The sequence below is a fragment of the Siccibacter turicensis LMG 23730 genome, from assembly GCF_000463155.2.
GTDB lineage: Bacteria > Pseudomonadota > Gammaproteobacteria > Enterobacterales > Enterobacteriaceae > Siccibacter > Siccibacter turicensis.
Genome location: NZ_AWFZ01000028.1, coordinates 332,372 through 354,093 on the forward strand (window position 1 = coordinate 332,372; position 21,722 = coordinate 354,093).

A 21,722-nucleotide genomic window follows, 5' to 3' on the forward strand; every position below is an offset into this window, starting at 1 on the left:
GAGTGGGCAGGTTACATCTGCACCCAGATTCTAACAAAACATTAACAGCCACGCGTACACTTTTGTTCTACACTTAGCCCTGTGTTAGGGGTGGAGGAACAAATGTGACCTGGTTCACATTTAAAAACCCGCCGCCCTTTAAATTTCCACGCGTCGTCCCCATGTGCTAAGGAGCACAACAGGAATAGTGAGGCGATCGGTCGAGCAAGGGTGTGGCACTGTATTGATTTGTCGCAATGATTGACACGATTCCGCTTGACGCTGCGTAAGGTTTTTGTAATTTTACAGCCAACCTTTTATTCACTAACAAATAGCTGGTGGAATATATGACTATCAAAGTAGGTATCAACGGTTTTGGCCGTATCGGTCGCATTGTTTTCCGTGCTGCCCAGGAACGTTCTGACATCGAAATCGTTGGTATCAACGATCTCCTGGATGCGGACTACATGGCGTACATGCTGAAATATGACTCCACTCACGGTCGTTTCAACGGCACCGTAGAAGTCAAAGACGGCCACCTGGTTGTTAACGGCAAAACCATCCGTGTTACCGCAGAAAAAGATCCGGCTAACCTGAAGTGGAACGAAATCGGCGTTGACGTTGTAGCTGAAGCGACCGGTATCTTCCTGACCGACGAGACTGCTCGTAAGCACATCACCGCTGGCGCGAAAAAAGTTGTGCTGACTGGCCCGTCTAAAGACAACACCCCGATGTTTGTTAAAGGCGCGAACTTTGACAAATACGAAGGCCAGGACATCGTTTCTAACGCTTCCTGCACCACCAACTGCCTGGCACCGCTGGCGAAAGTCATCAACGACAACTTCGGTATCGTTGAAGGCCTGATGACCACCGTTCACGCGACCACCGCGACTCAGAAAACCGTTGATGGCCCGTCTCACAAAGACTGGCGCGGCGGCCGCGGCGCATCCCAGAACATCATCCCGTCCTCTACCGGTGCTGCTAAAGCGGTAGGTAAAGTACTGCCGGAACTGAACGGCAAACTGACCGGTATGGCGTTCCGCGTTCCGACTCCGAACGTGTCTGTGGTTGACCTGACCGTACGTCTGGAAAAAGCAGCGTCCTACGAAGAAATCAAGAAAGCCATCAAAGCCGCTTCTGAAGGCGAAATGAAAGGCGTTCTGGGTTACACCGAAGACGACGTGGTTTCCACCGACTTCAACGGCGAAATCTGCACTTCCGTATTCGATGCGAAAGCAGGTATCGCGCTGAACGACAACTTTGTGAAACTGGTTTCCTGGTACGACAACGAAACTGGCTACTCCAACAAGGTTCTGGATCTGATCGCTCACATCTCCAAATAAGTGAGATGAGCATCTGACAATAAAGAGCGACTTCGGTCGCTCTTTTTTTTGCGCACGCGTCGGGATGCCGACGTCATGAAGAGGACTCACTTGATGATCGATACTATTTTTTCGCTTCCGGTAGTCGAACAGCTGACCCCGGTACTGTCACGCCGTCGGATGGACGAGCTGGATGTTATCGTGGTTGACCATCCGCAGGTCAAAGCGTCGCTGGCCCTGCAGGGCGCGCATCTGCTCTCCTGGAAACCGGCGGGTGAAGACGAGGTGCTGTGGCTCAGCGACACCACGCCGTTTAAAACCGGCGTCGCGCTGCGCGGCGGCATCCCGATCTGCTGGCCCTGGTTTGGCCCGGCCGAGGACAAATCCCTGCCCTCGCACGGTTTTGCCCGTAACCTGGACTGGCATCTGAAAGCGCATAACGAAGACGACAACGGCGTGGTGCTGACCCTTGAACTGCAGAGCAGCGACGCGTCAAAGCGCTACTGGCCGCATGACTTCACGCTGTATGCCCGTTTCCGTCTTGGAAAAACCTGCGAAGCGGAAATCGAAGCGCACGGTGAGTTTGCTACCACCTCGGCGCTGCACACCTACTTCAACGTCGGTGATATCGCCGCCGTGAAGGTGAGCGGCCTTGGCGATCGCTTTATCGATAAAGTGAACGATGCCAAAGAGGACGTGCTGGCTGACGGCGTGCAGACCTTCCCGGACCGCACCGATCGCGTTTACCTGAACCCGGAAGCGTGCAGCCTGATTCACGACGGTGCGCTTAATCGCTGCATCGAAGTGGTGCATCATCATCACAGCAACGTGGTTGGCTGGAACCCGGGCCCGGCGCTCTCCGCCAGCATGGGCGACATGCCGGATGACGGCTACAAAACCTTCGTCTGTGTGGAAACGGCCTGCGTGACGCGTCCGCAGACAGCCAGCGAAGAGAAACCGTCGCGCCTGTCCCAGACCCTGCGCGTGGTTCGCAAAGCCTGATCCTGCCTGCCGGGGTGAGGCTCGCCTTGCCCCGCTCTCCTCCCCCGGTACTGCCTGCCTGAAACGTTCAGCGCTATACCACATCCAGCGGCGTTTTACGCCCCGGTGCCGGAAACGCCCGATCCAACCGGACAAGCGCCTCATCGGAAAGGGTTAGCGCCAGCGCCGCCGCGTTTTCCCGCACGTGCTCTACGCTCCCGGCTTTAGGAATCGCCATCACGCCGCGGTGGCTGATAACCCACGCGAGCAGCACCTGCGCCACGCTGGCGTTGTGCTGATGCGCCACGTCCTTGACTACCGGATCGGACATCAGCTCCTGACGTAAACGTCCTGCCTGCGCCAGCGGGCAGTAGGCCATCACCGGGATCTGCTCCTGCTGGCACCAGGGGAGTAAATCATACTCAATCCCGCGCGACCCGAGATGGTACAGCACCTGGTCGGTCACGCATTCCCGACCGGCACCGAGCTGCCACAGCGCCTGCATATCGTCATAGTCGAGATTAGAGACGCCCCAGCGGCGGATTTTCCCCTGTTGGATCAGGGTATGCATCGCTGCTACGGTCTCTTCGAGCGCAAAGGGTCCGCGCCAGTGAAGCAGATAAAGATCGAGCGCGTCGGTGCCAAGCCGTTTCAGGCTCGCTTCACAGGCGGCTATCGCTTTTTGTCCCCCCGCGTTCCACGGGTAGACCTTAGATACCAGAAACACCTCGTCACGTCGCCCGCGGATCGCCTCACCGACCACCCGCTCTGCGCCGCCTTCGGCATACATTTCCGCCGTGTCGATGAGCGTCAGGCCCGCGTCGATGCCCGCCTGTAACGCGGCAACCTCCGCACGCTGCTGATGGGCCTGCTCACCCATGTACCAGGTACCCTGTCCGATAGCGGGCAGCGCCAGGGCTTCGGGGAAGATTACTGATTGCTTTGCCATACGTCCTCCTGAGATAGCGTCGGGTTCGTTGAGCGTAGTACGCGTGGGCGATTACGCTATGTTGCGGCGGAACGAGAATGAGGGGATTGTGTGGTTGCACCATCGTGCACTACATCGCTGCACCGCAGAAATGCAAACAGGGCGCAAGCGCCCTGTTGTTGTGCACGACCTGACCGTCAGAAGCGGTAGGTGATGCCGGCTGACATCGCCGCGCCCCATGACTGATCCACCATCGGGCTGTCGGTCACTTCGTCTGCCAGACGGGTGTAACGCGCCAGGCCGTAAACGTTCCAGTTATCGCTCAGACGGTACGCCGCGGTCAGCTCCAGATACGGGTTCCAGCTGTCGTCCGCACGGTAGCGAGCAAGGCCGCTGCGGTTGGACTCTTTACGGGACACGCCGTAGTAGTAGTCGTTCTGGTTTTCGCTGTTCCACTCAATACCGATACCCGGCGTGATCATCAGGTTGCCGTTGGTGTAGCGATAGAGCCACGCCAGATCCCAGACGATACCGTTGCTGTTATCCAGGGTATCCCCTGACAGCGTGGTGCGCAGGAAACCATACTGCGTGTTGTGAATATAAGAGAGGCCCGCCATCAGCGTGCTTTTACGTTTGTCGAGGCGCTTAAGCTGCGCGTCGTCACTGTCGCCCGGCTTAAAGTGCAGCGGGGAGTAATACGCCATCACCGACAGTTTGTCGGCCTCGTCGTTCCACAGGTAATAGCCTGCGCCAAGACCGCGGAACCAGAAGCTGTCGCTTTCATAGTTGATAACCGGGACCGGCACCACATCACGGTCGTAGTCTTTATACGGGCTTTCCAGCACCCCGACACCTGCTCCCAGGGAGAAGGAGTCTTCTGCCTGTACCAGCGTTGCAGATGAGGCAATCAGCGCACCCAAAGCAAGAAGTTTGAAATTGGTCACAGTCCGTCATTCCTATAATCGAATAATCCGCGCGATAAGTGTAACCGCCCTTTTCCTACCGCCCAAGCTATTTACCCCCGAGAAACTTCTGATAACACGTCAGCCTGACCGATATTGATGACACACAGCTTACGCCAGTATGACGGCGGCATGAATGTCGCAGCGGAGCTTAATCACAAAAGCGGATAATTTTGGATGAGTTATTGATATGTCATTGAAATTGAATTTGGGCCGTATGCAAGTTTCGCAAATGCCATCTACGCTTAAATTTAAGAGAAGCTACCTTGCCGCACGCCTTTATTTCTCGCTATCCGCTAACCTGGCATAAGGGTTGCTGCATTCAGTATACGTCTTCCAGAGCCTCCTCTTTCTATACGAACGGCTCTTATACCTGTGCTAAAACGAAAGGACGGCATGCTATGAATATATTCGATCACTATCGTCAGCGTTATGAAGCTGCCAGGGACGAAGAGTTCACCCTGCAGGAATTTCTCACCCTGTGCCGGCAGGATCGCAGTGCCTATGCTAATGCGGCGGAGCGATTGCTGACCGCCATCGGCGAACCGGTGATGGTGGATACGGCGCTGGAACCGCGGCTTTCTCGACTGTTCTCAAACCGGGTAGTGGCACGCTATCCCGCCTTTGAAGAGTTCTATGGCATGGAAGAGGCCATCGAACAGATTGTTTCCTACCTCAAACACGCCGCCCAGGGGCTGGAAGAGAAGAAACAGATCCTCTATTTACTCGGCCCGGTGGGCGGCGGGAAATCGTCGCTGGCCGAACGCCTTAAATCGCTGATGCAGCGTGTCCCTATTTACGTCCTGAGCGCCAACGGCGAGCGCAGCCCGGTCAACGACCATCCGCTGTGCCTGTTTAATCCGCAGGAGGACGCGCAGATCCTCGAAAAAGAGTACGGCATTCCCACCCGCTATCTCGGGACAATTATGTCCCCCTGGGCGGCCAAACGCCTGCACGAATTCGGCGGCGACATCACCAAATTCCGCGTGGTGAAGGTATGGCCGTCGATTCTGCAGCAGCTGGCCATCGCCAAAACCGAGCCTGGGGATGAAAACAACCAGGACATCTCGGCGCTGGTCGGGAAAGTGGATATCCGCAAGCTTGAGCACTACGCCCAAAACGACCCGGACGCCTATGGTTACTCCGGTGCGCTGTGCCGCGCCAACCAGGGGATCATGGAGTTCGTTGAGATGTTCAAGGCGCCGATCAAGGTGCTCCACCCGCTCCTCACCGCCACCCAGGAGGGTAACTATAACGGTACCGAAGGGATCTCCGCCCTGCCGTTTAACGGCATTATCCTGGCGCACTCCAACGAATCGGAGTGGGTGACGTTTCGTAACAACAAGAACAACGAAGCCTTCCTTGACCGTGTCTATATCGTCAAGGTGCCGTACTGCCTGCGCATCTCGGAAGAGATCAAAATCTACGAGAAGCTGCTTAATCACAGCGAGCTGACCCACGCGCCCTGCGCGCCGGGCACCCTCGAAACCCTGTCGCGCTTCTCGATCCTCTCGCGCCTGAAAGAGCCGGAAAACTCCAGCATCTATTCGAAAATGCGGGTGTATGACGGGGAAAGCCTCAAGGACACCGACCCGAAAGCCAAGTCGTATCAGGAGTACCGGGACTACGCCGGGGTCGATGAAGGCATGAACGGCCTGTCGACGCGCTTTGCGTTTAAGATCCTCTCGCGGGTGTTCAACTTTGATAATGTCGAAGTGGCGGCTAACCCGGTGCACCTGTTTTACGTGCTGGAGCAGCAGATTGAGCGCGAGCAGTTCCCGCAGGAGCAGGCTGAACGCTATCTCGAATTCCTGAAAGGCTATCTAATCCCGAAATACGCCGAGTTTATCGGCAAAGAGATCCAGACCGCCTATCTGGAGTCCTACTCCGAATACGGGCAGAACATCTTCGACCGCTATGTCACCTACGCCGATTTCTGGATCCAGGATCAAGAGTACCGCGACCCGGATACCGGTCAGCTGTTTGACCGTGAAGCCCTGAACGCGGAACTGGAGAAAATTGAGAAACCGGCGGGCATCAGCAACCCGAAAGATTTCCGCAATGAGATCGTCAACTTTGTGCTGCGCGCCAGGGCCAATAACAACGGTCGCAATCCAAACTGGACCAGCTATGAGAAGCTGCGCACGGTGATCGAGAAGAAAATGTTCTCTAACACCGAGGAGCTGCTGCCGGTTATCTCGTTCAACGCCAAAACCTCAACCGATGAGCAGAAAAAGCACGATGACTTTGTCGATCGCATGATGGAGAAAGGCTATACCCGCAAACAGGTACGCCTGCTCTGCGAGTGGTATCTGCGCGTGCGCAAATCCTCGTAAGGCACCATCACGCTGCTCACCGCCTCAGCCTGCGTGGCGCTGTCGTCACGCAGGCTGAACGAAACCGGCACAAAACGGGAGAGGCATATGACCTGGTTTATCGACCGGCGTCTTAACGGCAAAAACAAAAGCACGGTTAACCGCCAGCGCTTTTTACGCCGTTATAAATCGCAAATTAAACAGTCGATCTCCGAAGCCATCAACAAGCGTTCGGTGACCGACGTCGAGAGCGGCGAGTCCGTTTCGATTCCCAACGAGGACATCAGCGAACCGATGTTCCATCAGGGGCGCGGCGGCCTGCGCCATCGCGTCCACCCCGGTAACGACCACTTTGTACAGAACGATCGCATCGAACGCCCTCAGGGTGGCGGCGGCGGTTCGGGAAGCGGTCAGGGCCAGGCCAGCGCCGACGGCGAAGGCCAGGACGAGTTCGTGTTTCAGATCTCCAAAGACGAGTACCTCGATCTGCTGTTTGAGGATCTCGCCCTGCCCAACCTGAAGAAAAATCAGCATCGCCAGCTCAACGAGTACAAAAACCACCGCGCCGGGTTCACCTCAAACGGCGTACCGGCCAACATCAGCGTGGTGCGCTCCCTGCAAAATTCGCTGGCGCGCCGCACCGCGATGTCGGCGGGTAAACGCCGCCAGCTGCGGGCGCTGGAGGAGGTTCTGGAGACGGTGGCGAAAAGCGAACCCGCACAGCTGCTTGAAGAGGAGCGGCTACGCAAGGAGATCGCCGAGCTGCGCGAGAAGATTGCCCGGGTGCCGTTTATCGACACCTTCGATCTGCGCTACAAAAACTACGAGAAACGCCCCGAGCCCTCCAGCCAGGCGGTGATGTTCTGTCTGATGGACGTCTCCGGCTCAATGGATCAGGCAACCAAGGACATGGCCAAGCGGTTTTACATCCTGCTCTACCTGTTCCTGAGCCGCACCTACAAAAACGTCGAGGTGGTCTATATCCGCCACCACACCCAGGCCAAAGAGGTGGATGAACATGAGTTTTTCTACTCTCAGGAGACCGGCGGCACCATCGTCTCCAGCGCCCTGAAGCTGATGGACGAGGTGGTGCGCGAGCGTTACGACCCCGCGCAGTGGAACATCTACGCCGCTCAGGCGTCGGATGGCGACAACTGGGCGGATGACTCCCCGCTGTGTCACGAGCTGCTGGCGAAGAAGATCCTGCCGGTGGTGCGCTACTACAGCTACATCGAAATCACCCGCCGTGCCCACCAGACGCTGTGGCGTGAGTATGAGCACCTGCAGGCGATGTTCGACAACTTCGCCATGCAGCACATTCGCGATCAGGACGATATCTACCCGGTCTTCCGGGAGCTGTTCCACAAGCAGCAGGGGGCGCAGGCCCACGGCTGACGATGCGAAGGTTCTCTCCAGGCGGCCGGGGTTACCCCGCCGCCTTTTTTATTCTCTGCGGTCGACAAATACGCTTCCCGCCTCTATCCGCATCAATTCCCTCAGGTATTTTTTACGCTACGCGCTATGATGACATTCATTAGCAGGCAAAGCGTAGGGGGAAGAGTGACAAGCTTATGGGGTAGCGACATTCATCAGCGGCTGGTGGATCTGCTGGAGCAGCATCAGGCGCGTTATCGGGTGATTGAGCACGAGCCGGTCGGCAAGTGTGAGGCGGTGTCGGCTCTGCGCGGCACCGCGCTGGGCCAGGGCGCGAAAGCGCTGCTGTGTAAAATCAAAGGCAACGGCGTGAAGCGCCACGTGCTGGCGGTGCTGAGTGCGGATCGTCAGGCCAGTCTCGCCGCGCTGGCCGCCGCCATGCAGGGTAGCAAAGCGTCGCTGGCCAGTCCGGCGGAAGTGGAAGCGCTGACCGGGTGCGTGTTTGGTGCTATCCCGCCGTTCAGCTTTCATCCGGCGTTAACCCTGGTCGCCGACCCGCTGCTGTTTGAACGCTTCGATGAGATCGCGTTTAACGCCGGGCGTCTCGACCGCTCGATTATTCTCAATACCGCAGACTATTTGCGCATCGCCAGACCTGAGCTGGTCAGTTTCCACGCGGACTAGCCGTGCTTTTCCAGCAGCAGTACCGAGCCCACCAGGGTGAGCACGATGGCAAAAAACAGGCTGCTCATCCAGATCACTTCCACCGTCATCGGGTCGTGCATAGGTGCTCCGCGGTGCGTTGAGGGTGAGGTTGCGTTAACCTGGTTATAGCGCACCTTTATTGCACAATTATTAACCTCGCCCGTGATGGCGGGGCGTTGGCAGGGAATAGACATGTTTGATATGACGTTACTGGTGCTGCTGGCCCTGGCGGCACTGGGATTTGTGAGCCATAACACCGCCGTGGCGGTATCGATTCTGGTGCTGATCGTTGTGCGCGTCACGCCGCTGAACCACTTCTTCCCGTGGATTGAAAAACAGGGGCTGATGGTGGGGATTATTATTCTGACCATCGGCGTGATGGCCCCCATCGCCAGCGGCACGCTACCGCCCTCTGCCCTGTTTCAGTCGTTCCTGAGCTGGAAATCGCTGCTGGCCATTGCGGTCGGGGTGTTTGTTTCCTGGCTTGGCGGGCGCGGCGTAACGCTGATGAGCAGCCAGCCCGGCATTGTCGCCGGCCTGCTGGTGGGCACCGTGCTCGGCGTCGCCCTGTTCCGCGGGGTGCCCGTCGGCCCGCTTATCGCCGCCGGGCTGGTGTCGCTGTTTCTGGCGAAAAGCTAGCGCCGCGGTGCGTCGTGCTGCAACGCATCCAGATAGCGTGCCGGCGTCTGACCGAGGGCTTTTTTGAACATGGTGATAAACGCGGTGGTGGAGTCGTAGCCCAGCGCCTGCGCCGCCTGCTGCACGTTCTGCCCGCCCAGCATCAGGTGCAGCGCCTGAATAAGCTGGAGCTGCTGGCGCCAGCGTCGGTAGCTCATCCCGGTTTCCCGCACGATAAGGCGCGCCAGATTGCGTTCGCTCATCGCCAGAATGGTTCCCCACTGCGCCAGGGTGCGCGGCGCATCGGCATGGTGCTCCATGTAGTGCACCATCTCGCGCAGCTTTGGATGACCGGACACCGGAAGCTGGAGCTGCTCCTCAGGCTGACGCGGCAGCTCGTCAAACAGCAGCCCCACCAGCCGCTCAGCGTTCGCCGCGTTGCCGCCGGCGCGCCGACGGCTGGCGAGCGCCAGAATCAGCTCCCGCACCAGCGGCTCGATCTTCAGCGTGCAGCAGCGATCCGGCATCGACACCACGCCGGGCTCGATAAACAAAAAGCACAGCTCGGCGCTGGCCGTGGCCCGGTTGCTGTGTGGCATATCGCCTGGGATCCACACCGCGTACTGCGGCGGCACCATCCACATGGCGTGCTCCACTTCGCACGTCACCCCGCCGTGCAGGGCGAGGATCAGCTGCCCTTTGCGGTGCTGATGAAACGGAATGTGTGCCAGAGGCTGCGACACGCGAATACGAAAGGCTTCCGCCGCCGCGTGCGAGCGGTCGGCATCGTAGCCCTCAAGCCAGAGTCCGTGTTCCATAACCTTGTCCGAATTTAGCGATTATATGGCATTTTATCTTGATTCAATCATTCCCGGAAAGACGTATCCTCCCGCTACCGTTTCGATAATGAGCCGCTCATGACTAACCCGATGACCCGCCGCCAGACGCTGCTGCTGCTGGCTGGCCTGCTGATGATTGCTACCACCCTGCGCGTTACCTTTACCGGCGTCGCCCCGCTGCTGGATATGATCCGTGCCGATCTGGGGCTGACCACTGCCCAGACCGGCGTGCTCACCACGTTGCCGCTGCTGGCCTTTGCGCTGATTTCCCCTCTTGCCCCCGGTCTTGCTCGCCGCCTCGGCATGGAGCGCGCCCTGTTTCTGGCGCTCGGCCTGATATGCCTCGGCATCGCCCTGCGCTCGCTGGCCTCCAGCGTGCTGCTGTTCACCGGCACGGCGATTATTGGCGGCGGGATTGCCCTGGGTAACGTGCTGCTGCCGGGCCTGATCAAGCGCGACTTTCCCGGCCAGGTGGCGAAGCTGACCGGCGCCTACTCGCTCACCATGGGGGTGGCCGCTGCCGTAGGCTCGGCGCTGGTGGTGCCGGTGGCAGAAAGCGGACTGCGCTGGCAGGGTACGCTGCTGTCGCTGATGATCTTCCCGCTGCTGGCACTGCTGGTGTGGCTGCCCCAATGGAAGCGTCCTGCGGCCGCGGCGCTGAGCGGTGCCGGGGCGCTGCATAACCGGGGTATCTGGCGCTCGGCGCTGGCGTGGCAGGTGACCCTGTTTCTCGGCCTTAACTCGCTTATCTATTACGTGGTGATCGGCTGGCTGCCGTCGATACTGATTAGCCACGGCTACAGCGAAAGCGCCGCCGGGTCGCTGCACGGCCTGCTTCAGCTTGCCACCGCCGCCCCCGGGATTGCGGTTCCCCTGATCCTGCACCGGCTGCGCGATCAGCGTGCCATCGCGATTATTGTCGCCCTGTGCTGCGCGGTGAGTGCCCTGGGCCTGTGGGGATATCCGGCGTTTGCCAGCCTGTGGGTGGTGCTGTTCGGTTTTGGCAGCGGGGCGACCATGATCCTCGGTCTGACGTTCATCGGTCTGCGGGCCGGGAGCGCGCATCAGGCGGCGGCGCTGTCCGGCATGGCGCAGTCGGTGGGCTATCTGCTGGCGGCGTTCGGCCCGCCGCTGATGGGCAAGCTCCACGATCTGACCGGCGCCTGGACGCTGTCGCTTATCGGCTGCGCCCTGCTGGCCGGGGTGATGGCGGTATTTGGTGGGTTTGCCGGGCGCGATCGGTCCATCACGCCCGACTGAGGCCCGTGGTTAGCGGCGCGCGGCGTTCAGAAACGCCTGCACCAGCGGGGACGGGCGTCCCTCCAGCGCTGCGCGCTCATGCTGGAACAGGGTGGCCACGAAGAAAGGATGGGTGATGAGCTCCACGGCGCGGATATCGCCCTGCTCATCCCAGCCGGTCACTTTCAGCGGCTCGTTTTCCAGCGCCGCGGCAAACGCCGGGGCCACGCCATAGTTGCAGTGGTAGCCTTCAACGATCGTATCCTGCCCATAGGCACGGCCAATCAGGGTATTCGGGCGCAGCTCGATGCCGTCGGTTTTTTCCACCAGCGAGCAGGTGAGCGGTGCAATCACCATGCGGCCGTCGGTGTCGACTTCGGCATGACCGGCATCGTCCCAGCCCATCACGTCGCGGGCGTATTCGAGGATTGCATGCTGAAAGCCGCCGCAGGTGCCCAGAAACGGCGAGCTGGTTTCCCGGGCATAGCGAATGGCACGCAGCGCCCCGTCAGTGTGCTGATACGGACTGGCCGGTACCACCCAGAAAGCGTCATAGCCCACCAGATCCTCATCGCTCTGAATCTCAGTGGTGTGCAGCCAGTCGTAATCGACGTCGAGGTCGAGTACCGCCGCGGCGTCGTCAATCGCCAGCGGAATAGCCTGATGTGCCAGAACATCGGCGTTATAATCGCCAACCAGAGCAATGCGTATCGGGGTGGATGCGTCGGTGAGATCCATAGAGGTTCCTTATGCCAGCAAAATGAGTACAACATAAGGAATGTCAGTATAGAGAGTCCGGTGCGGATTCACAATTGCCAAAAATCACTGGTTTATATAGCTAATTTGCGCTCAGACCCGATTTTATTATCCGCAAAATGAGGTGCCATGAACACGAAAATTCTGGTAAGCGCCTGCCTGATGGGCCATGCCGTGCGCTACAACGCCAGCAGCAAAACGCTGCTGAGTGACAGCCTGGTGCGCTGGCGCGATGAGGGTCGTCTGGTTGTCCACTGTCCTGAACTTGCCGCCGGGCTCACCACCCCACGCCTGCCTGCCGAAATCGTCGGGCGTGACGGCGATGCGGTACTGGACGGGAACGCCGCGATCGTTGAGAGCGACGGTCGCGACGTGACGCCGCACTACCAGCTGGCGGCGTGGCTTGCGCTGGACGCGGCCCGCTCGGCGGGATGCCGGTTCGCGCTACTCACCGACGGGAGTCCAACCTGCGGCAGTGAGACCATTTATAACGGTCAGTTTATCGGGCAACGCAAACCGGGCAGCGGCGTGGCAAGCGCTCTGCTGCGGCGGCACGGTATTGAGGTCTTTAGCGAGGCGCAGATTGACCTACTGCAGGCCAGACTTAACGAGGAGGAACAATGATTCGCTGTAAACGCGTCTATGAGGAAGCCGCCCGTGACGATGGTTATCGGGTGTTGGTGGACCGGCTCTGGCCACGCGGCGTGGCAAAAAGCGCGCTGGTCTATGATGAGTGGTGCAAGGCGCTTGCCCCGTCAACGGAACTGCGTAAAGCGTTCCACAGCGAAACCATAGACTACGCCGCGTTCTGCGAGGCTTATCGTCAGGAGCTTACGCAGCAGCCCGACGAGATCGCCAGGCTGAAAGCCATCGCCCGGGACAAGACGCTCACCCTGCTGTATGCCGCAAAGGGTGAGCAGCACCACGCCCGGGTGCTGGCAGACGTGCTCAGGGAGTAGCGTCTTACGAAGCGCAGAGCGCGTCGTCGGCGACCTTGTCGCGCTGCCCGGTGAGCGGCAGCAGGTATTCGGCACGCACAAAGGCAAACCCCGGCTGCCGATCGAACGCCACCACGTCACCGGTGACCAGCCACAGCGCGCGCTGGCTGCCGGGCGGCAGCTGCGTTTCAACGCCGTTTACCGGATTGATAAAACGCTCACCCGGCTGACACAGACCAAATAACTCGACTGATTTACCAATATTCACCCGCCCGGCGGCGGTACGGGCGCCGATAATCATCGCGAGGCCGCCCGGTTTTAACTGATACATGATTCAACTCGTACTGATTAACGCAAGAGCTAAATCAGAACATTCTTAGAGCAAAAAGTAAATATACGCGAGCGATTATCCTGCGCCCTTAGCGCGGCGAAACAGCACCCACTCATCCTCCACGGTGCCATCCGGCAACCGGCAACGGGTGCTGCTGCCTGCGGGGGTGTTCACCGTCAGGCGCACTCCGCCCTGCTCAAGGCACCACACCGCCGCCGGATTCGCACGCTGTACCGGCGCGCTGGCGCTCCATGCGTGACCCGTACTCAGCAGCACGCCGCCGATGAGGATACCTGCCGCCACGCTCATCGTCCCTTCTCTTTGTCTGCGACGCCGCTGCTCCATGATTTCTCCCTTTTTTCATCATAATTGGTCGCTACAGTAGTGGCGTTCTCTTCTGACCTGGAGAACACATTCCATAATCAATGCGTACTGTTTTGCCCCGCCCCCTTAACGTCGGGGCTTTTTTTTGCCCGCTGAACGCCCTCTTCGGGTAGCGGCATCGTCCGGGTGGAATGATACGTGCCGTGCCGTTCTGCATGCTGGGCAACGCGTGCCTTTGATGACGGGGCGGCTTGTGGCTAAATGTTAACCCGCGCCCTCATGCCCCCTCGTCGTCGCGCTCCGGTGAGGATCCAACAGCCCGCCCGTTTTACATCCCGCGCATTCTCTTCCAGGCTTACTGAGGCTAACTGATTAAGAGATAAGGAGGCCTCATGAGCGACAATCCGGTGCGCGGTATGGATCATATCGGGATAACCGTTGCGAATATCGAGGCGGCGACGCAGTTTTTCATCGACGCGCTGGGTGCGAAGGTGCTTTACGACTCCCTGCCGCTGGCGGGTGAGGATAACGAAGGTACCCATAACGAGCAGGTGCTGAACCTTGCCCCAGGCACCGTGGTGAAAGCGGTGAGAATGCTGTGGCTGCGTCACGGGCCGGGAATCGAGCTGTTTCAGATGCAGGGGCCGACGCAGCGCGAACCGGTTCGCCCGAGCGACTATGGACTGCAGCACTTCGCGGTGTACGTTGAGGATATGCCGGAGGCGATAACCCGCTTTGAACGGGCCGGGGGGAAGATGTTTACTGAACCGCAGCCCCTGACGTTTGCGCCCGAGAAAGGCGAAGGCAACTGCTTCTGCTATGGGCGCACGCCCTGGGGCAGCGTGATTGAACTGATTTCCACGCCCTCCCCGCTTCCCTATACGCAGCATACTTCGCTGCGCCGCTGGAAACCCTGAAGCACGGGGAAATAATAATCCACAGATAAAAAAACCGGGCGCCTGCGACATCACAGGCCCCGTCAATAGAGACTACCTTTATTAATATTTCACTGCGCTCCCCGGTGCAGATATATTATATATAGACTGCTTCGTTTATTTTTGCCTGCTTTATTTTACGATCCTGAAAAATTTTCATGTCGCTGAAATAATATCTTCCTCTCTTCTCGCCCCTGACCCATGTTTATTTAACCAGCCCAGGTTATCAGGAAAATTAGTGACAATTGGTACTATTTGGTGTCGATATTATTTTTGTTGTAATCGATTTCACGACCGGGTGGATAGATCAGCGCGTTTTCTGCAACCTCAGGTCAGACCAGGCCTGGCGCGATGCAGGGTCGTTTCCGGGCACTCCGTCCGCGTTCCTCCCTCGCCATCCTGCCCAGGCCACGCTGTACCCACCGGAATAATATTCAGCCGTCGGGCTTGCTCATGCTTACAGGAATTTCCTTAAGCCAACATTAATTCCTGCGCGCCGTCAGAAATAATTAACTAATTATGCAAACGCTGACTCGGATGAATAAGCCTGGGATTCACAAGCCTTTAGCCTGATGCTAAAAATAAGGCGCGCTGCGCTTAGCAGGGTAACGGTTTTTCGGTTGCCAGACCTTTTATCCACTATTCCTTTTTTAGATAAATAAAAATAAAGCGGCGAACTATCAACGGGATGTTTCAGATAATTATATCGCCCTAAGTTAAATTCATTTTTACCAGCCTTACCCCGGCGGCTGGCGCTGACCGGGCGCTGAAACATGCGTTAAACCTTGAGGGCGTGCAGCCCCGCGCCGTGGAACTTATACTTTGCCGCTACGTTTTGCTTCACGCCATCAACGGGATACCTTTCAGCCTATGCGCGTATCACCCTCTCTGCTCGCCGTCAGCCTCGGCCTTCTCCTTACAACCTCCTGCGCCCACGCCGCCAGCACCGTAGAGCTACAGTGCGCCACCCGCGGTGAAGTGCAGATATCCTCGTTCAAGTACAAACTGACCACCATGAAATGGGGCGACCGCTTTCAGATCGCGTCCGGCACCAGCCGGCACGAAACCCGGGAGGGGAAACGCTACGAGGTGACGCATTTTCGCAATGGTGACGATCTGGTCTATTTCCCGGATGAGGCGCGCTACTACCTGTTCTATGCCGGGAAAGACAAGGCGGATAACTGCTCGGTAAAAGAGTCCTGGACGCTGCCGGTGGTTAACCTGCCGCGCTATGAGAAAGCGCCTCAGGATGCCCTCTCCTGAGTGACTCACTCCACGACGGAAAGCTCGTCGACAGCGAAATGGGTGGGTTTAAAAACACGTGTCCGACACGGCGCGGCGATGTGCCACTCTTCATGCGGCTTAAGGTTAAAGATGATGTCGGTGGTATACCCCACCACCATGCCGTTCTTCAGCAGGTTAACGGCGATATAAACCTGCCTGAGGGTGTGATGGGAGATGTTTTTGACCACGCCCTGAATCTCACGCAGGCCCGCCTCAGAGCGGCCAAAGTGCATCTCAGAGAGGCTCACGTCTGACGATGCGGCGCACGCCGGTCCGATGCTCGCCGCGACCAGGACGGCGATAACTGCCATTTTACTCACCTGCTGTGCTCTCCGTCTGAACTAAAGGCGGGCATTCTACCCTCTCGCCTGGCGCAGCCATGCTGACGATCTGTATAAAAACGTTACGGAATATGCCAGCGACGCGCCGGGGCACGCGCAGGCGTAAAGAAAATCGCACGGGAAAAAGGCGTATCGGGCGGGTTGTGCCACACTTTTTACACCCCGTCTGGTAAGGAGTTATTATGTCCGGCACGTTATCCAGCCTCGCGCTTATCCTCGGCCTGTATGCCACTGGCGTCTTCGCCCTTCCTCTGCCCGCAAAACCGCCCGAAAGCATGGCGTTGCGCAACGTTGTTTCCCAGGTCAACGACGATAACACCATCACCTGGCGCCTGTGGGCGCCGGCGGCGAAAGCGGTAGAGGTGGTCACCGGCGGCACGCCTGAAAGCTACGTCTCTCACCCGATGACCAAAGACGCCAACGGGGTCTGGTCCTTCACCAGCGAGGTGATGAAGCCGAACCTGTACGAATACTTTTTTAACGTGGATGGCTTTCGCACCATTGACACCGGAAGCGGGATGCCGAAACCCCAGCGCCAGGTCAACACCAGTCTAATCCTGGTGCCGGGCAGCCTGCTTGACGTGCGCAACGTGCCCCACGGTGAGATCCATACCCTGAGCTACTACTCCGAGGCCCTGAAACGCGAACGCCAGCTCCATGTCTGGGTGCCGCCGGGAGCGGAAAAACGCAGCGCCCCGTTGCCGGTGCTCTACTTCTATCACGGCTTTGGCGACACCGCCTGGTCGGCCCTGACCCAGGGACGCGTTCCGCAGATCATGGATAACCTGCTGGCGGAGAAAAAGATTGTCCCGATGCTGGTGGTGATCCCTGACACCGAAACCGATGCTGAAGGCATTATCCCGGAAGACGTGCCGCCGGCGGAGCGGCGTAAAGCGTTCTACCCGCGCAACGCGCTGGCCGCCGATAAGGAACTGACCCAGGACATCATCCCGCTTATCGCCTCGCGCTATGCGGTGAAAAACGATGCCGACAGCAGAGCGCTGGCGGGCCTCTCCCAGGGCGGTTACCAGACGCTGGTCAGCGGAATGCGCCACCTTGATAGCTTTGCCTGGCTCGGCATTTTCAGCGGAGTGACCACCGAATCGGTGCCCGATTTTCGCGTCACCGCGCGGCTGGATAAGCCTGAAGGCATCAACAACCAGCTGCACAACTTTACGCTGGTGGCCGGCGAGAAGGACATCGTCACCGGTCGCGATATGGTGGGCCTGAAAGCGCAGCTCGATCGGAAAGGCATCCGCCACGACTGGCAGAGCTACCCCGGCCTCGGCCATGAGATGGACGTCTGGCGCCCTGCCTATATAGATTTTGTGCAGAAGCTGTTCCGGTAACTCACGGCGGGAGCCGCCGGGTCAGCATCAGGTGGTTCCCCTGCTCGCTCTGCCAGTAACGCACCTCGTCCACGCAGCGGTAGATGAGATACAGCCCGCGCCCGTCGATCATTACCGCATCAAGGGGCAGCGTCTCCTCAGGCTCGGCGGGCGGGATTTTGTCCGCCGGGATCGGAATGCCATTGTCCACCAGGGTCACCGACACGGCGTTGTGCTGCTGGCTGAACACCACCTCAAAGCTGGCGTCGCGGCGCGTGGGATAGCCGTGCAGAATCACGTTGGCTGCCGCTTCGCACAGCGCCAGATCCAGCGGATAGATCCAGCTCTCCGCCACGCCGAGCGGCGCTACATAGTCGCGCAGCGCCATGCCGAGCGGTGACAGACTGTTCAGATCGGACGGCAGCGTCATGCGGTGAGGATGCAGGGTGTCGCTCATCGATTACCCCTTCGCCCGCAGTGAGGCAATCGCGTCCTGACGCGCAGGGAACAGGGTAAATACCCGATCCATTCGCGTCAGGGTGAACATGGTGCGGATATTGCTGTTGAGATCGCTTAACACCAGATCCCCCTTGCCGCTGGTGGCTTTCAGCAGGGAAATCAGCGCGCCCAGGCAGCTGCTGTCGATAAAATCCACCTTTGAAAAATCGAGTACCAGGCGCGGATCACCGCGCTGAATAATTGCCAGCACCTCGTTTTTGAACGCCAGCGCCACCGAGGCGTCAAGCCGCCGTGCCAGCGGCGTCACCACCGTAATGCCGTCGAAGTCGTCGGTTTCAATTTTCATCGTTATCCTCATTGTCCCGTACCCGCTGAATCACCAGCAGCGAAATGTCATCCGCTACTACCCTGTCCATCTCCTCACTGGCCTGCCAGGCCTCCAGCCGCTGCGCAAAGGCGGCGAACAGCGCTGGCAACGCCTGCCCGGTCTGAGCGGCCATATACTGTTTGAGGCGCTCCGCGCCAAACATCTCACCGCTGGCGCTCTCGCACTCGGAGATCCCGTCGCTGTAGAGGAACAGCCGCTCGCCCTGATACAGTTCAAAGGCGGTGTCCTCCCAGCTTAAGTCGCTGAACAGCCCGACCGGTGGCCCGCCGAGGCCTACTTCCCGCAGCGCTCCCTCCCGGTTGACGATAAAGGGCGTAGGGTGCCCGGCCTGGCACAGCCGCCCCGCCCCGGAGGCGCAGTCGATGACGCCATACACCAGCGTGAAGTAGCTCAGCACGTCGTCGCTCTCTGCGCAGAAACGCTGGTTGAGAATGTGCACTACGTCCCCCGGCGCGCGCGCAGCGTCGCCGTCAAACAGGAAACGCTCCACGGTGCGTCCATGCATAAACTGCCGCGCCACCGCCACCGACATCATGGCCGCGCTGACCCCGTGGCCGGAGACATCGACGCTGTAAAACGCGACGGTGTGATCGTCCAGGGCGAAGAAGTTAAACACGTCGCCGGAAACCCAGGCCGAAGGCAGAAACAGCCAGTCCGCCTCCCAGCAGCGATGGCGCAGCGCGTGCGGCGGCAGCATGCTGTTCTGCAACCGCGCGGCGGCCTGGAGATCCGACTCAATTTGTTTCAGGGCGTCGCTCAGGCGGGCATTGCGCGCCGCCAGCGTCATCTCCAGTTGAAGCACGCGCCCCCCGGCATGCATCCTGGCCTGCAGCTCAATCTGGTTCATCGGCTTGCGCAGAAAGTCGTCCGCGCCGGCGGCAAATCCGACCCGCAGATCGTCGACGCTGTCCCGGGCGGTCAGCAGGATCAGATAGATATAACGGTCGTGGAACTGCTCGCGGATCGCCCGGCACAGGGTTACGCCATCCATCACCGGCATCTCCCAGTCGCTGAGCACGAGGTTGATCGGGTGCGCGGCCAGCAGGCTCAGCGCCGCTTCCCCATCCTGCGCCTCGTAGACGCAGTAGCCCCACTGGGTCAGAAGCCCCGCCAGCAGCCGTCGCCAGACGGGCGCATCGTCCACCACCAGTACGGTCTGTTCGTTATCCATCCATCCTCCTACAGCGGTAAGAACCAGATCAGACTGACGGTGCCTTCCCGGAAACGGGCGTTGCCGCCGCGGTGGCCGGGAAACCGGGTGCCGCTGTAGTTGCTGTACTGCACCGAGAACGAGCCGGGGGTGTACCCGGCGTAACCGAAGCTGTAGCTGTAATCCCCGTTCCACGGCTGCTGCTGGCTGCTGTCCGGGAACCAGAACGCGGTGGCGCGCAGGAAGAAGTGCTGCTTCAGGGTGTAACCGCACCCGCCCAGCACCACGTTTTTGTTCGAACGGATATCGTTCTCCTTCAGCGAGTAGTAGCGCGGCACCCAGCTGTAGCCGACCTGACAGATAATCGAATCCCCTTTGTTAATCAGCAGCGGCGACTCCACCGCTTTCGGCAGGGAAAATTTCCAGGCGAAGGTAAACGCGCCCTGCTCAAAATAGGTGCGGCGGCTGTTGCCCGACGGGAAAAAGTGGTTGTCGCCGTAGTTGCTGTAAACCGCGCTGAAGGTGTTGGCGTGCCAGTCGTCATACCCGAAGCTATAGCGAAAATCGGCGGTGTAGCGGCTGGCATCGGCGATCGGCACTCGGTTGGTGATGTTGGCAAACCAGTAGCTGTAGGGCGAATACTGCAGGCTGAGGTTGAGCAGCTGGTTAACCTTCTTCTTTTCCCGCGCCGATTCCGACCCGTTAGGGATCGTCAGATGCTGCTCTTTCAGCCCGCTGGTGAAGCTGAGGGCGCCGGAAAATTTATCGTCATTACCGGCGAACAGGCGCCCCCAGCGGTTGGTAAACACCCCAACCTGCACGGGTACGTCCTGCTCTGCCGCCTTGTTGCTCTGCGCCGGGGAGCATCCCCAGCCCAATCAGTAGCAGAGGTGAAAATCTGGTTGCGCACCCGCCCTGCGGCATGTCTTGCTCCTCTTAATTGGGTATAAAACGCCCGCCAATCTCTTTTTTGGCCATCCACCACAGCACCCCCAGCGCGAACGCGTGAACCAGGGTGTTGCGGATCCATGACTGTTGCCACAGGTCGAAATGCACCACCTGGCTGACCGCCAGCACGACGAAGACATGGATAATAAAGGTGTAGAGCGAGTGCTGGCCCAGCGGGATCAGGAACCAGCCGCAGAGCCGCTCGATGGGTCGCCAGCACACCGTCAGTAGCAGATAGACGCTGACGATAAGCGAGAAGTCGTTGATGACCCGGAAGGGGCCGAGGCCATTTTTCGCCGCCAGGGTGTGATAGAACCAGTTAAAATCTGCAGCCGGAATAACGTGCATCAGCAGCGTCGGCGGCATAAAGGGATTGGTGTGATTCTGGGCCACAAACAGCATGCCGAGGGCAAACGCCACCAGCATTCCGACCGCAATGTTGCCCGGTACGGTGCGGGCCAGCGACAGCAGCTCCTCTTTGTACCAGCCGCAGCACATCCCGAGTACGTAGATGAACTGCCAGGCCATAACGGGAAAGGCGAATTCAAACTCCGCCGCCGTCACCCGAACAGGCCACAGCTGATAGCTGACATACCATGCCAGCGACAGGGCAATCAGCCAGGCCACGCGCCCGGCGTAGAGGAACCAGAGAAACAGCGGGCTGGCCAGCAGCAAGCAGATATAGAGGCCAAGGATTTGCGTCTGGTGCGGGCCAATTTCCAAAAACAGAATGATATTAAACCAGGTCTCTTTTATTTGCGGGGTGGTGGGAAAAAGCGACCAGGCATTTCCGGAATAGCGGTCGACAAAGTGGGTAACCTCAAAGGTGTTGACCCAGGGCAAATGAGACAGCAACAGAATAATGAGAATAATAACGATATTAACCTGATATATTTTAAAGGCGCGCCGCCAGAGATTCCACGAAAGGGTAAGCAACAGGTCTTTAGCCAACCGCTGACGATTAAGAAAGCCAAGCATAAACCCGGATAAAATAACAAACCCTTCAGCGCCTGTGGTTAATCCAAAGCGTTCCCAGGTGAATATATTAAATACCGACATGACCTCGGTATGCGCCACCACCATCATCACCAGCGCGATGCCGCGCAGCATATCAATACGGAGATCGCGCCGGCCGGGCACGGCATAATGCCAGCTGCGCACCTGTTCACGCATCGACGGGCGATGCGACACCGAAACCGTATCCACCATAATCCGTATTCCAGAAATAGAGCGCTGGCAGAGGGTCTGTGTCGCGCTTCGCTTATTTATCAGGTTTGT

Annotated in this window: 25 protein-coding genes and 1 pseudogene; 12 read left to right on the top strand and 14 right to left on the bottom strand. The window is 58.8% G+C overall.

All coding sequences use genetic code 11. The annotated features are described in order from the left end of the window. Nucleotides 1-326 precede the first annotated feature (326 nt). Both gapA and DW58_RS05995 read left to right on the top strand, forming a co-directional pair. A complete protein-coding gene (gapA, locus tag DW58_RS05990) occupies nt 327-1,322 on the top strand; it encodes a glyceraldehyde-3-phosphate dehydrogenase (protein ID WP_024550274.1) in 996 nt (331 codons plus the stop codon). A 93-nt stretch (nt 1,323-1,415) separates the two neighbouring features. Next, nucleotides 1,416-2,303 carry a D-hexose-6-phosphate mutarotase gene (locus DW58_RS05995; RefSeq protein WP_024550273.1) on the top strand — a complete coding sequence of 296 codons (888 nt, stop codon included), beginning with the start codon at nt 1,416-1,418 and terminating at the stop codon, nt 2,301-2,303. A 73-nt stretch (nt 2,304-2,376) separates the two neighbouring features. Here DW58_RS05995 and DW58_RS06000 read toward each other — a convergent pair whose 3' ends face one another. Both DW58_RS06000 and DW58_RS06005 read right to left on the bottom strand, forming a co-directional pair. After that, nucleotides 2,377-3,231 (bottom strand): aldo/keto reductase, encoded by an 855-nt coding sequence (locus tag DW58_RS06000; RefSeq protein ID WP_024550272.1) that lies wholly within the window; start codon nt 3,229-3,231, stop codon nt 2,377-2,379. Nucleotides 3,232-3,407: 176 nt separating this feature from the next. Further along, nucleotides 3,408-4,154 carry a MipA/OmpV family protein gene (locus DW58_RS06005; protein ID WP_024550271.1) on the bottom strand — a complete coding sequence of 249 codons (747 nt, stop codon included), beginning with the start codon at nt 4,152-4,154 and terminating at the stop codon, nt 3,408-3,410. Nucleotides 4,155-4,573: 419 nt separating this feature from the next. Here DW58_RS06005 and yeaG point away from each other — a divergent pair, with 419 nt between their 5' ends. The 3 genes from yeaG to DW58_RS06020 all read left to right on the top strand — a co-directional run bounded on the left by yeaG (nt 4,574) and on the right by DW58_RS06020 (nt 8,545). After that, on the top strand, nt 4,574-6,508 hold the full coding sequence (yeaG, locus tag DW58_RS06010; protein WP_024550270.1) for a protein kinase YeaG: 1,935 nt from the start codon (nt 4,574-4,576) through the stop codon (nt 6,506-6,508). 87 nt (nt 6,509-6,595) lie between these two features. Beyond that, entirely contained in the window at nt 6,596-7,882 is a 1,287-nt protein-coding gene (locus tag DW58_RS06015) for a YeaH/YhbH family protein (RefSeq protein ID WP_024550056.1), read from the top strand. Nucleotides 7,883-8,047: 165 nt separating this feature from the next. Next, nucleotides 8,048-8,545: a YbaK/prolyl-tRNA synthetase associated domain-containing protein gene (locus DW58_RS06020; RefSeq protein ID WP_024550057.1), complete on the top strand. Its 498-nt coding sequence runs from the start codon at nt 8,048-8,050 to the stop codon at nt 8,543-8,545. Here DW58_RS06020 and yoaI read toward each other — a convergent pair. Next, nucleotides 8,542-8,646 (bottom strand): small membrane protein YoaI, encoded by a 105-nt coding sequence (gene yoaI / locus DW58_RS21535; RefSeq protein ID WP_276319741.1) that lies wholly within the window; start codon nt 8,644-8,646, stop codon nt 8,542-8,544. The two genes, DW58_RS06020 and yoaI, sit on opposite strands and share 4 nt — an antisense overlap. Nucleotides 8,647-8,758: 112 nt before the next feature. On the opposite strand from yoaI, the gene DW58_RS06025 reads away from it, so the two are divergent. Further along, nucleotides 8,759-9,205: a DUF441 domain-containing protein gene (locus DW58_RS06025; protein WP_024550058.1), complete on the top strand. Its 447-nt coding sequence runs from the start codon at nt 8,759-8,761 to the stop codon at nt 9,203-9,205. Here the strand turns inward: DW58_RS06025 and DW58_RS06030 are convergent. After that, nucleotides 9,202-10,002, bottom strand: coding sequence for an AraC family transcriptional regulator (locus DW58_RS06030; RefSeq protein WP_024550059.1), 801 nt, complete (start codon nt 10,000-10,002; stop codon nt 9,202-9,204). The genes DW58_RS06025 and DW58_RS06030 overlap by 4 nt on opposite strands. Before the next feature lie 99 nt (nt 10,003-10,101). Here DW58_RS06030 and DW58_RS06035 point away from each other — a divergent pair, with 99 nt between their 5' ends. Further along, the gene (locus DW58_RS06035) at nt 10,102-11,283 is read left to right on the top strand and encodes a CynX/NimT family MFS transporter (RefSeq protein WP_024550060.1); all 1,182 of its coding nucleotides are present in this window, start codon (nt 10,102-10,104) and stop codon (nt 11,281-11,283) included. Between the two features lie 9 nt (nt 11,284-11,292). Here the strand turns inward: DW58_RS06035 and DW58_RS06040 are convergent, their stop codons facing one another. Beyond that, nucleotides 11,293-12,000: a CTP synthase C-terminal region-related (seleno)protein gene (locus tag DW58_RS06040; protein ID WP_024550061.1), complete on the bottom strand. Its 708-nt coding sequence runs from the start codon at nt 11,998-12,000 to the stop codon at nt 11,293-11,295. Nucleotides 12,001-12,147: 147 nt separating this feature from the next. Here DW58_RS06040 and DW58_RS06045 point away from each other — a divergent pair, with 147 nt between their 5' ends. Both DW58_RS06045 and DW58_RS06050 read left to right on the top strand, forming a co-directional pair. Then, nucleotides 12,148-12,642 (top strand): 2-thiouracil desulfurase family protein, encoded by a 495-nt coding sequence (locus tag DW58_RS06045; RefSeq protein WP_024550062.1) that lies wholly within the window; start codon nt 12,148-12,150, stop codon nt 12,640-12,642. Then, complete coding sequence (locus tag DW58_RS06050; protein WP_024550063.1) at nt 12,639-12,977, top strand: DUF488 domain-containing protein; 339 nt, start codon at nt 12,639-12,641, stop codon at nt 12,975-12,977. Before DW58_RS06045 ends, DW58_RS06050 begins: the two co-directional genes overlap by 4 nt. Before the next feature lie 4 nt (nt 12,978-12,981). Here the strand turns inward: DW58_RS06050 and DW58_RS06055 are convergent, their stop codons facing one another. Together DW58_RS06055 and DW58_RS06060 are read right to left on the bottom strand one after the other, a co-directional pair. Further along, nucleotides 12,982-13,287, bottom strand: a complete 306-nt coding sequence (locus DW58_RS06055; protein WP_024550064.1) for a hypothetical protein — start codon at nt 13,285-13,287, stop codon at nt 12,982-12,984. Nucleotides 13,288-13,362: 75 nt separating this feature from the next. Continuing rightward, a complete protein-coding gene (locus DW58_RS06060) occupies nt 13,363-13,596 on the bottom strand; it encodes a putative hemolysin (RefSeq protein ID WP_024550065.1) in 234 nt (77 codons plus the stop codon). Nucleotides 13,597-14,003: 407 nt separating this feature from the next. Between DW58_RS06060 and DW58_RS06065 the strand changes: the two genes are divergently transcribed. After that, nucleotides 14,004-14,528, top strand: coding sequence for a VOC family protein (locus DW58_RS06065; RefSeq protein WP_024550066.1), 525 nt, complete (start codon nt 14,004-14,006; stop codon nt 14,526-14,528). A gap of 535 nt (nt 14,529-15,063) precedes the next feature. Here the strand turns inward: DW58_RS06065 and DW58_RS20860 are convergent. Beyond that, nucleotides 15,064-15,321: a hypothetical protein gene (locus DW58_RS20860; protein WP_152525678.1), complete on the bottom strand. Its 258-nt coding sequence runs from the start codon at nt 15,319-15,321 to the stop codon at nt 15,064-15,066. A 95-nt stretch (nt 15,322-15,416) separates the two neighbouring features. Here DW58_RS20860 and DW58_RS06070 point away from each other — a divergent pair, with 95 nt between their 5' ends. Further along, nucleotides 15,417-15,809, top strand: coding sequence for a hypothetical protein (locus DW58_RS06070; RefSeq protein ID WP_029696734.1), 393 nt, complete (start codon nt 15,417-15,419; stop codon nt 15,807-15,809). 5 nt (nt 15,810-15,814) lie between these two features. On the opposite strand, the gene DW58_RS06075 is transcribed toward DW58_RS06070, so the two are convergent. Next, on the bottom strand, nt 15,815-16,141 hold the full coding sequence (locus DW58_RS06075) for an FxLYD domain-containing protein (protein ID WP_024550068.1): 327 nt from the start codon (nt 16,139-16,141) through the stop codon (nt 15,815-15,817). A 212-nt stretch (nt 16,142-16,353) separates the two neighbouring features. Between DW58_RS06075 and DW58_RS06080 the strand changes: the two genes are divergently transcribed. Beyond that, nucleotides 16,354-17,520 (top strand): esterase, encoded by a 1,167-nt coding sequence (locus DW58_RS06080; protein ID WP_024550069.1) that lies wholly within the window; start codon nt 16,354-16,356, stop codon nt 17,518-17,520. A gap of 1 nt (nt 17,521) precedes the next feature. Here DW58_RS06080 and DW58_RS06085 read toward each other — a convergent pair whose 3' ends face one another. From DW58_RS06085 to opgC, 5 genes and pseudogenes are all read right to left on the bottom strand, one after another. Beyond that, nucleotides 17,522-17,956, bottom strand: coding sequence for an ATP-binding protein (locus tag DW58_RS06085; RefSeq protein ID WP_024550070.1), 435 nt, complete (start codon nt 17,954-17,956; stop codon nt 17,522-17,524). Between the two features lie 3 nt (nt 17,957-17,959). Continuing rightward, a complete protein-coding gene (locus DW58_RS06090) occupies nt 17,960-18,304 on the bottom strand; it encodes an STAS domain-containing protein (protein ID WP_029592605.1) in 345 nt (114 codons plus the stop codon). Continuing rightward, nucleotides 18,294-19,517 carry a PP2C family protein-serine/threonine phosphatase gene (locus DW58_RS06095; protein WP_024549182.1) on the bottom strand — a complete coding sequence of 408 codons (1,224 nt, stop codon included), beginning with the start codon at nt 19,515-19,517 and terminating at the stop codon, nt 18,294-18,296. Before DW58_RS06095 ends, DW58_RS06090 begins: the two co-directional genes overlap by 11 nt. 8 nt (nt 19,518-19,525) lie before the next feature. Beyond that, nucleotides 19,526-20,350 (bottom strand): annotated as a pseudogene (locus DW58_RS06100) (hypothetical protein); the annotation flags it as partial. Nucleotides 20,351-20,432: 82 nt separating this feature from the next. Next, the gene (gene opgC / locus DW58_RS06105; protein ID WP_024549180.1) at nt 20,433-21,653 is read right to left on the bottom strand and encodes an OpgC domain-containing protein; all 1,221 of its coding nucleotides are present in this window, start codon (nt 21,651-21,653) and stop codon (nt 20,433-20,435) included. Nucleotides 21,654-21,722: the final 69 nt, after the last annotated feature.

Coding starts and splice junctions, on each gene's coding strand:
- gapA (WP_024550274.1), top strand. CDS start 327: ATGACTATCAAAGTAGGTATCAACGGTTTTGGCCGTATCGGTCGCATT.
- DW58_RS05995 (WP_024550273.1), top strand. CDS start 1,416: ATGATCGATACTATTTTTTCGCTTCCGGTAGTCGAACAGCTGACCCCG.
- DW58_RS06000 (WP_024550272.1), bottom strand. CDS start 3,231: ATGGCAAAGCAATCAGTAATCTTCCCCGAAGCCCTGGCGCTGCCCGCT.
- yeaG (WP_024550270.1), top strand. CDS start 4,574: ATGAATATATTCGATCACTATCGTCAGCGTTATGAAGCTGCCAGGGAC.
- DW58_RS06015 (WP_024550056.1), top strand. CDS start 6,596: ATGACCTGGTTTATCGACCGGCGTCTTAACGGCAAAAACAAAAGCACG.
- yoaI (WP_276319741.1), bottom strand. CDS start 8,646: ATGCACGACCCGATGACGGTGGAAGTGATCTGGATGAGCAGCCTGTTT.
- DW58_RS06025 (WP_024550058.1), top strand. CDS start 8,759: ATGTTTGATATGACGTTACTGGTGCTGCTGGCCCTGGCGGCACTGGGA.
- DW58_RS06030 (WP_024550059.1), bottom strand. CDS start 10,002: ATGGAACACGGACTCTGGCTTGAGGGCTACGATGCCGACCGCTCGCAC.
- DW58_RS06035 (WP_024550060.1), top strand. CDS start 10,102: ATGACTAACCCGATGACCCGCCGCCAGACGCTGCTGCTGCTGGCTGGC.
- DW58_RS06040 (WP_024550061.1), bottom strand. CDS start 12,000: ATGGATCTCACCGACGCATCCACCCCGATACGCATTGCTCTGGTTGGC.
- DW58_RS06045 (WP_024550062.1), top strand. CDS start 12,148: ATGAACACGAAAATTCTGGTAAGCGCCTGCCTGATGGGCCATGCCGTG.
- DW58_RS06050 (WP_024550063.1), top strand. CDS start 12,639: ATGATTCGCTGTAAACGCGTCTATGAGGAAGCCGCCCGTGACGATGGT.
- DW58_RS06055 (WP_024550064.1), bottom strand. CDS start 13,287: ATGTATCAGTTAAAACCGGGCGGCCTCGCGATGATTATCGGCGCCCGT.
- DW58_RS06060 (WP_024550065.1), bottom strand. CDS start 13,596: ATGAGCGTGGCGGCAGGTATCCTCATCGGCGGCGTGCTGCTGAGTACG.
- DW58_RS06065 (WP_024550066.1), top strand. CDS start 14,004: ATGAGCGACAATCCGGTGCGCGGTATGGATCATATCGGGATAACCGTT.
- DW58_RS20860 (WP_152525678.1), bottom strand. CDS start 15,321: ATGTTTCAGCGCCCGGTCAGCGCCAGCCGCCGGGGTAAGGCTGGTAAA.
- DW58_RS06070 (WP_029696734.1), top strand. CDS start 15,417: ATGCGCGTATCACCCTCTCTGCTCGCCGTCAGCCTCGGCCTTCTCCTT.
- DW58_RS06075 (WP_024550068.1), bottom strand. CDS start 16,141: ATGGCAGTTATCGCCGTCCTGGTCGCGGCGAGCATCGGACCGGCGTGC.
- DW58_RS06080 (WP_024550069.1), top strand. CDS start 16,354: ATGTCCGGCACGTTATCCAGCCTCGCGCTTATCCTCGGCCTGTATGCC.
- DW58_RS06085 (WP_024550070.1), bottom strand. CDS start 17,956: ATGAGCGACACCCTGCATCCTCACCGCATGACGCTGCCGTCCGATCTG.
- DW58_RS06090 (WP_029592605.1), bottom strand. CDS start 18,304: ATGAAAATTGAAACCGACGACTTCGACGGCATTACGGTGGTGACGCCG.
- DW58_RS06095 (WP_024549182.1), bottom strand. CDS start 19,517: ATGGATAACGAACAGACCGTACTGGTGGTGGACGATGCGCCCGTCTGG.
- opgC (WP_024549180.1), bottom strand. CDS start 21,653: ATGGTGGATACGGTTTCGGTGTCGCATCGCCCGTCGATGCGTGAACAG.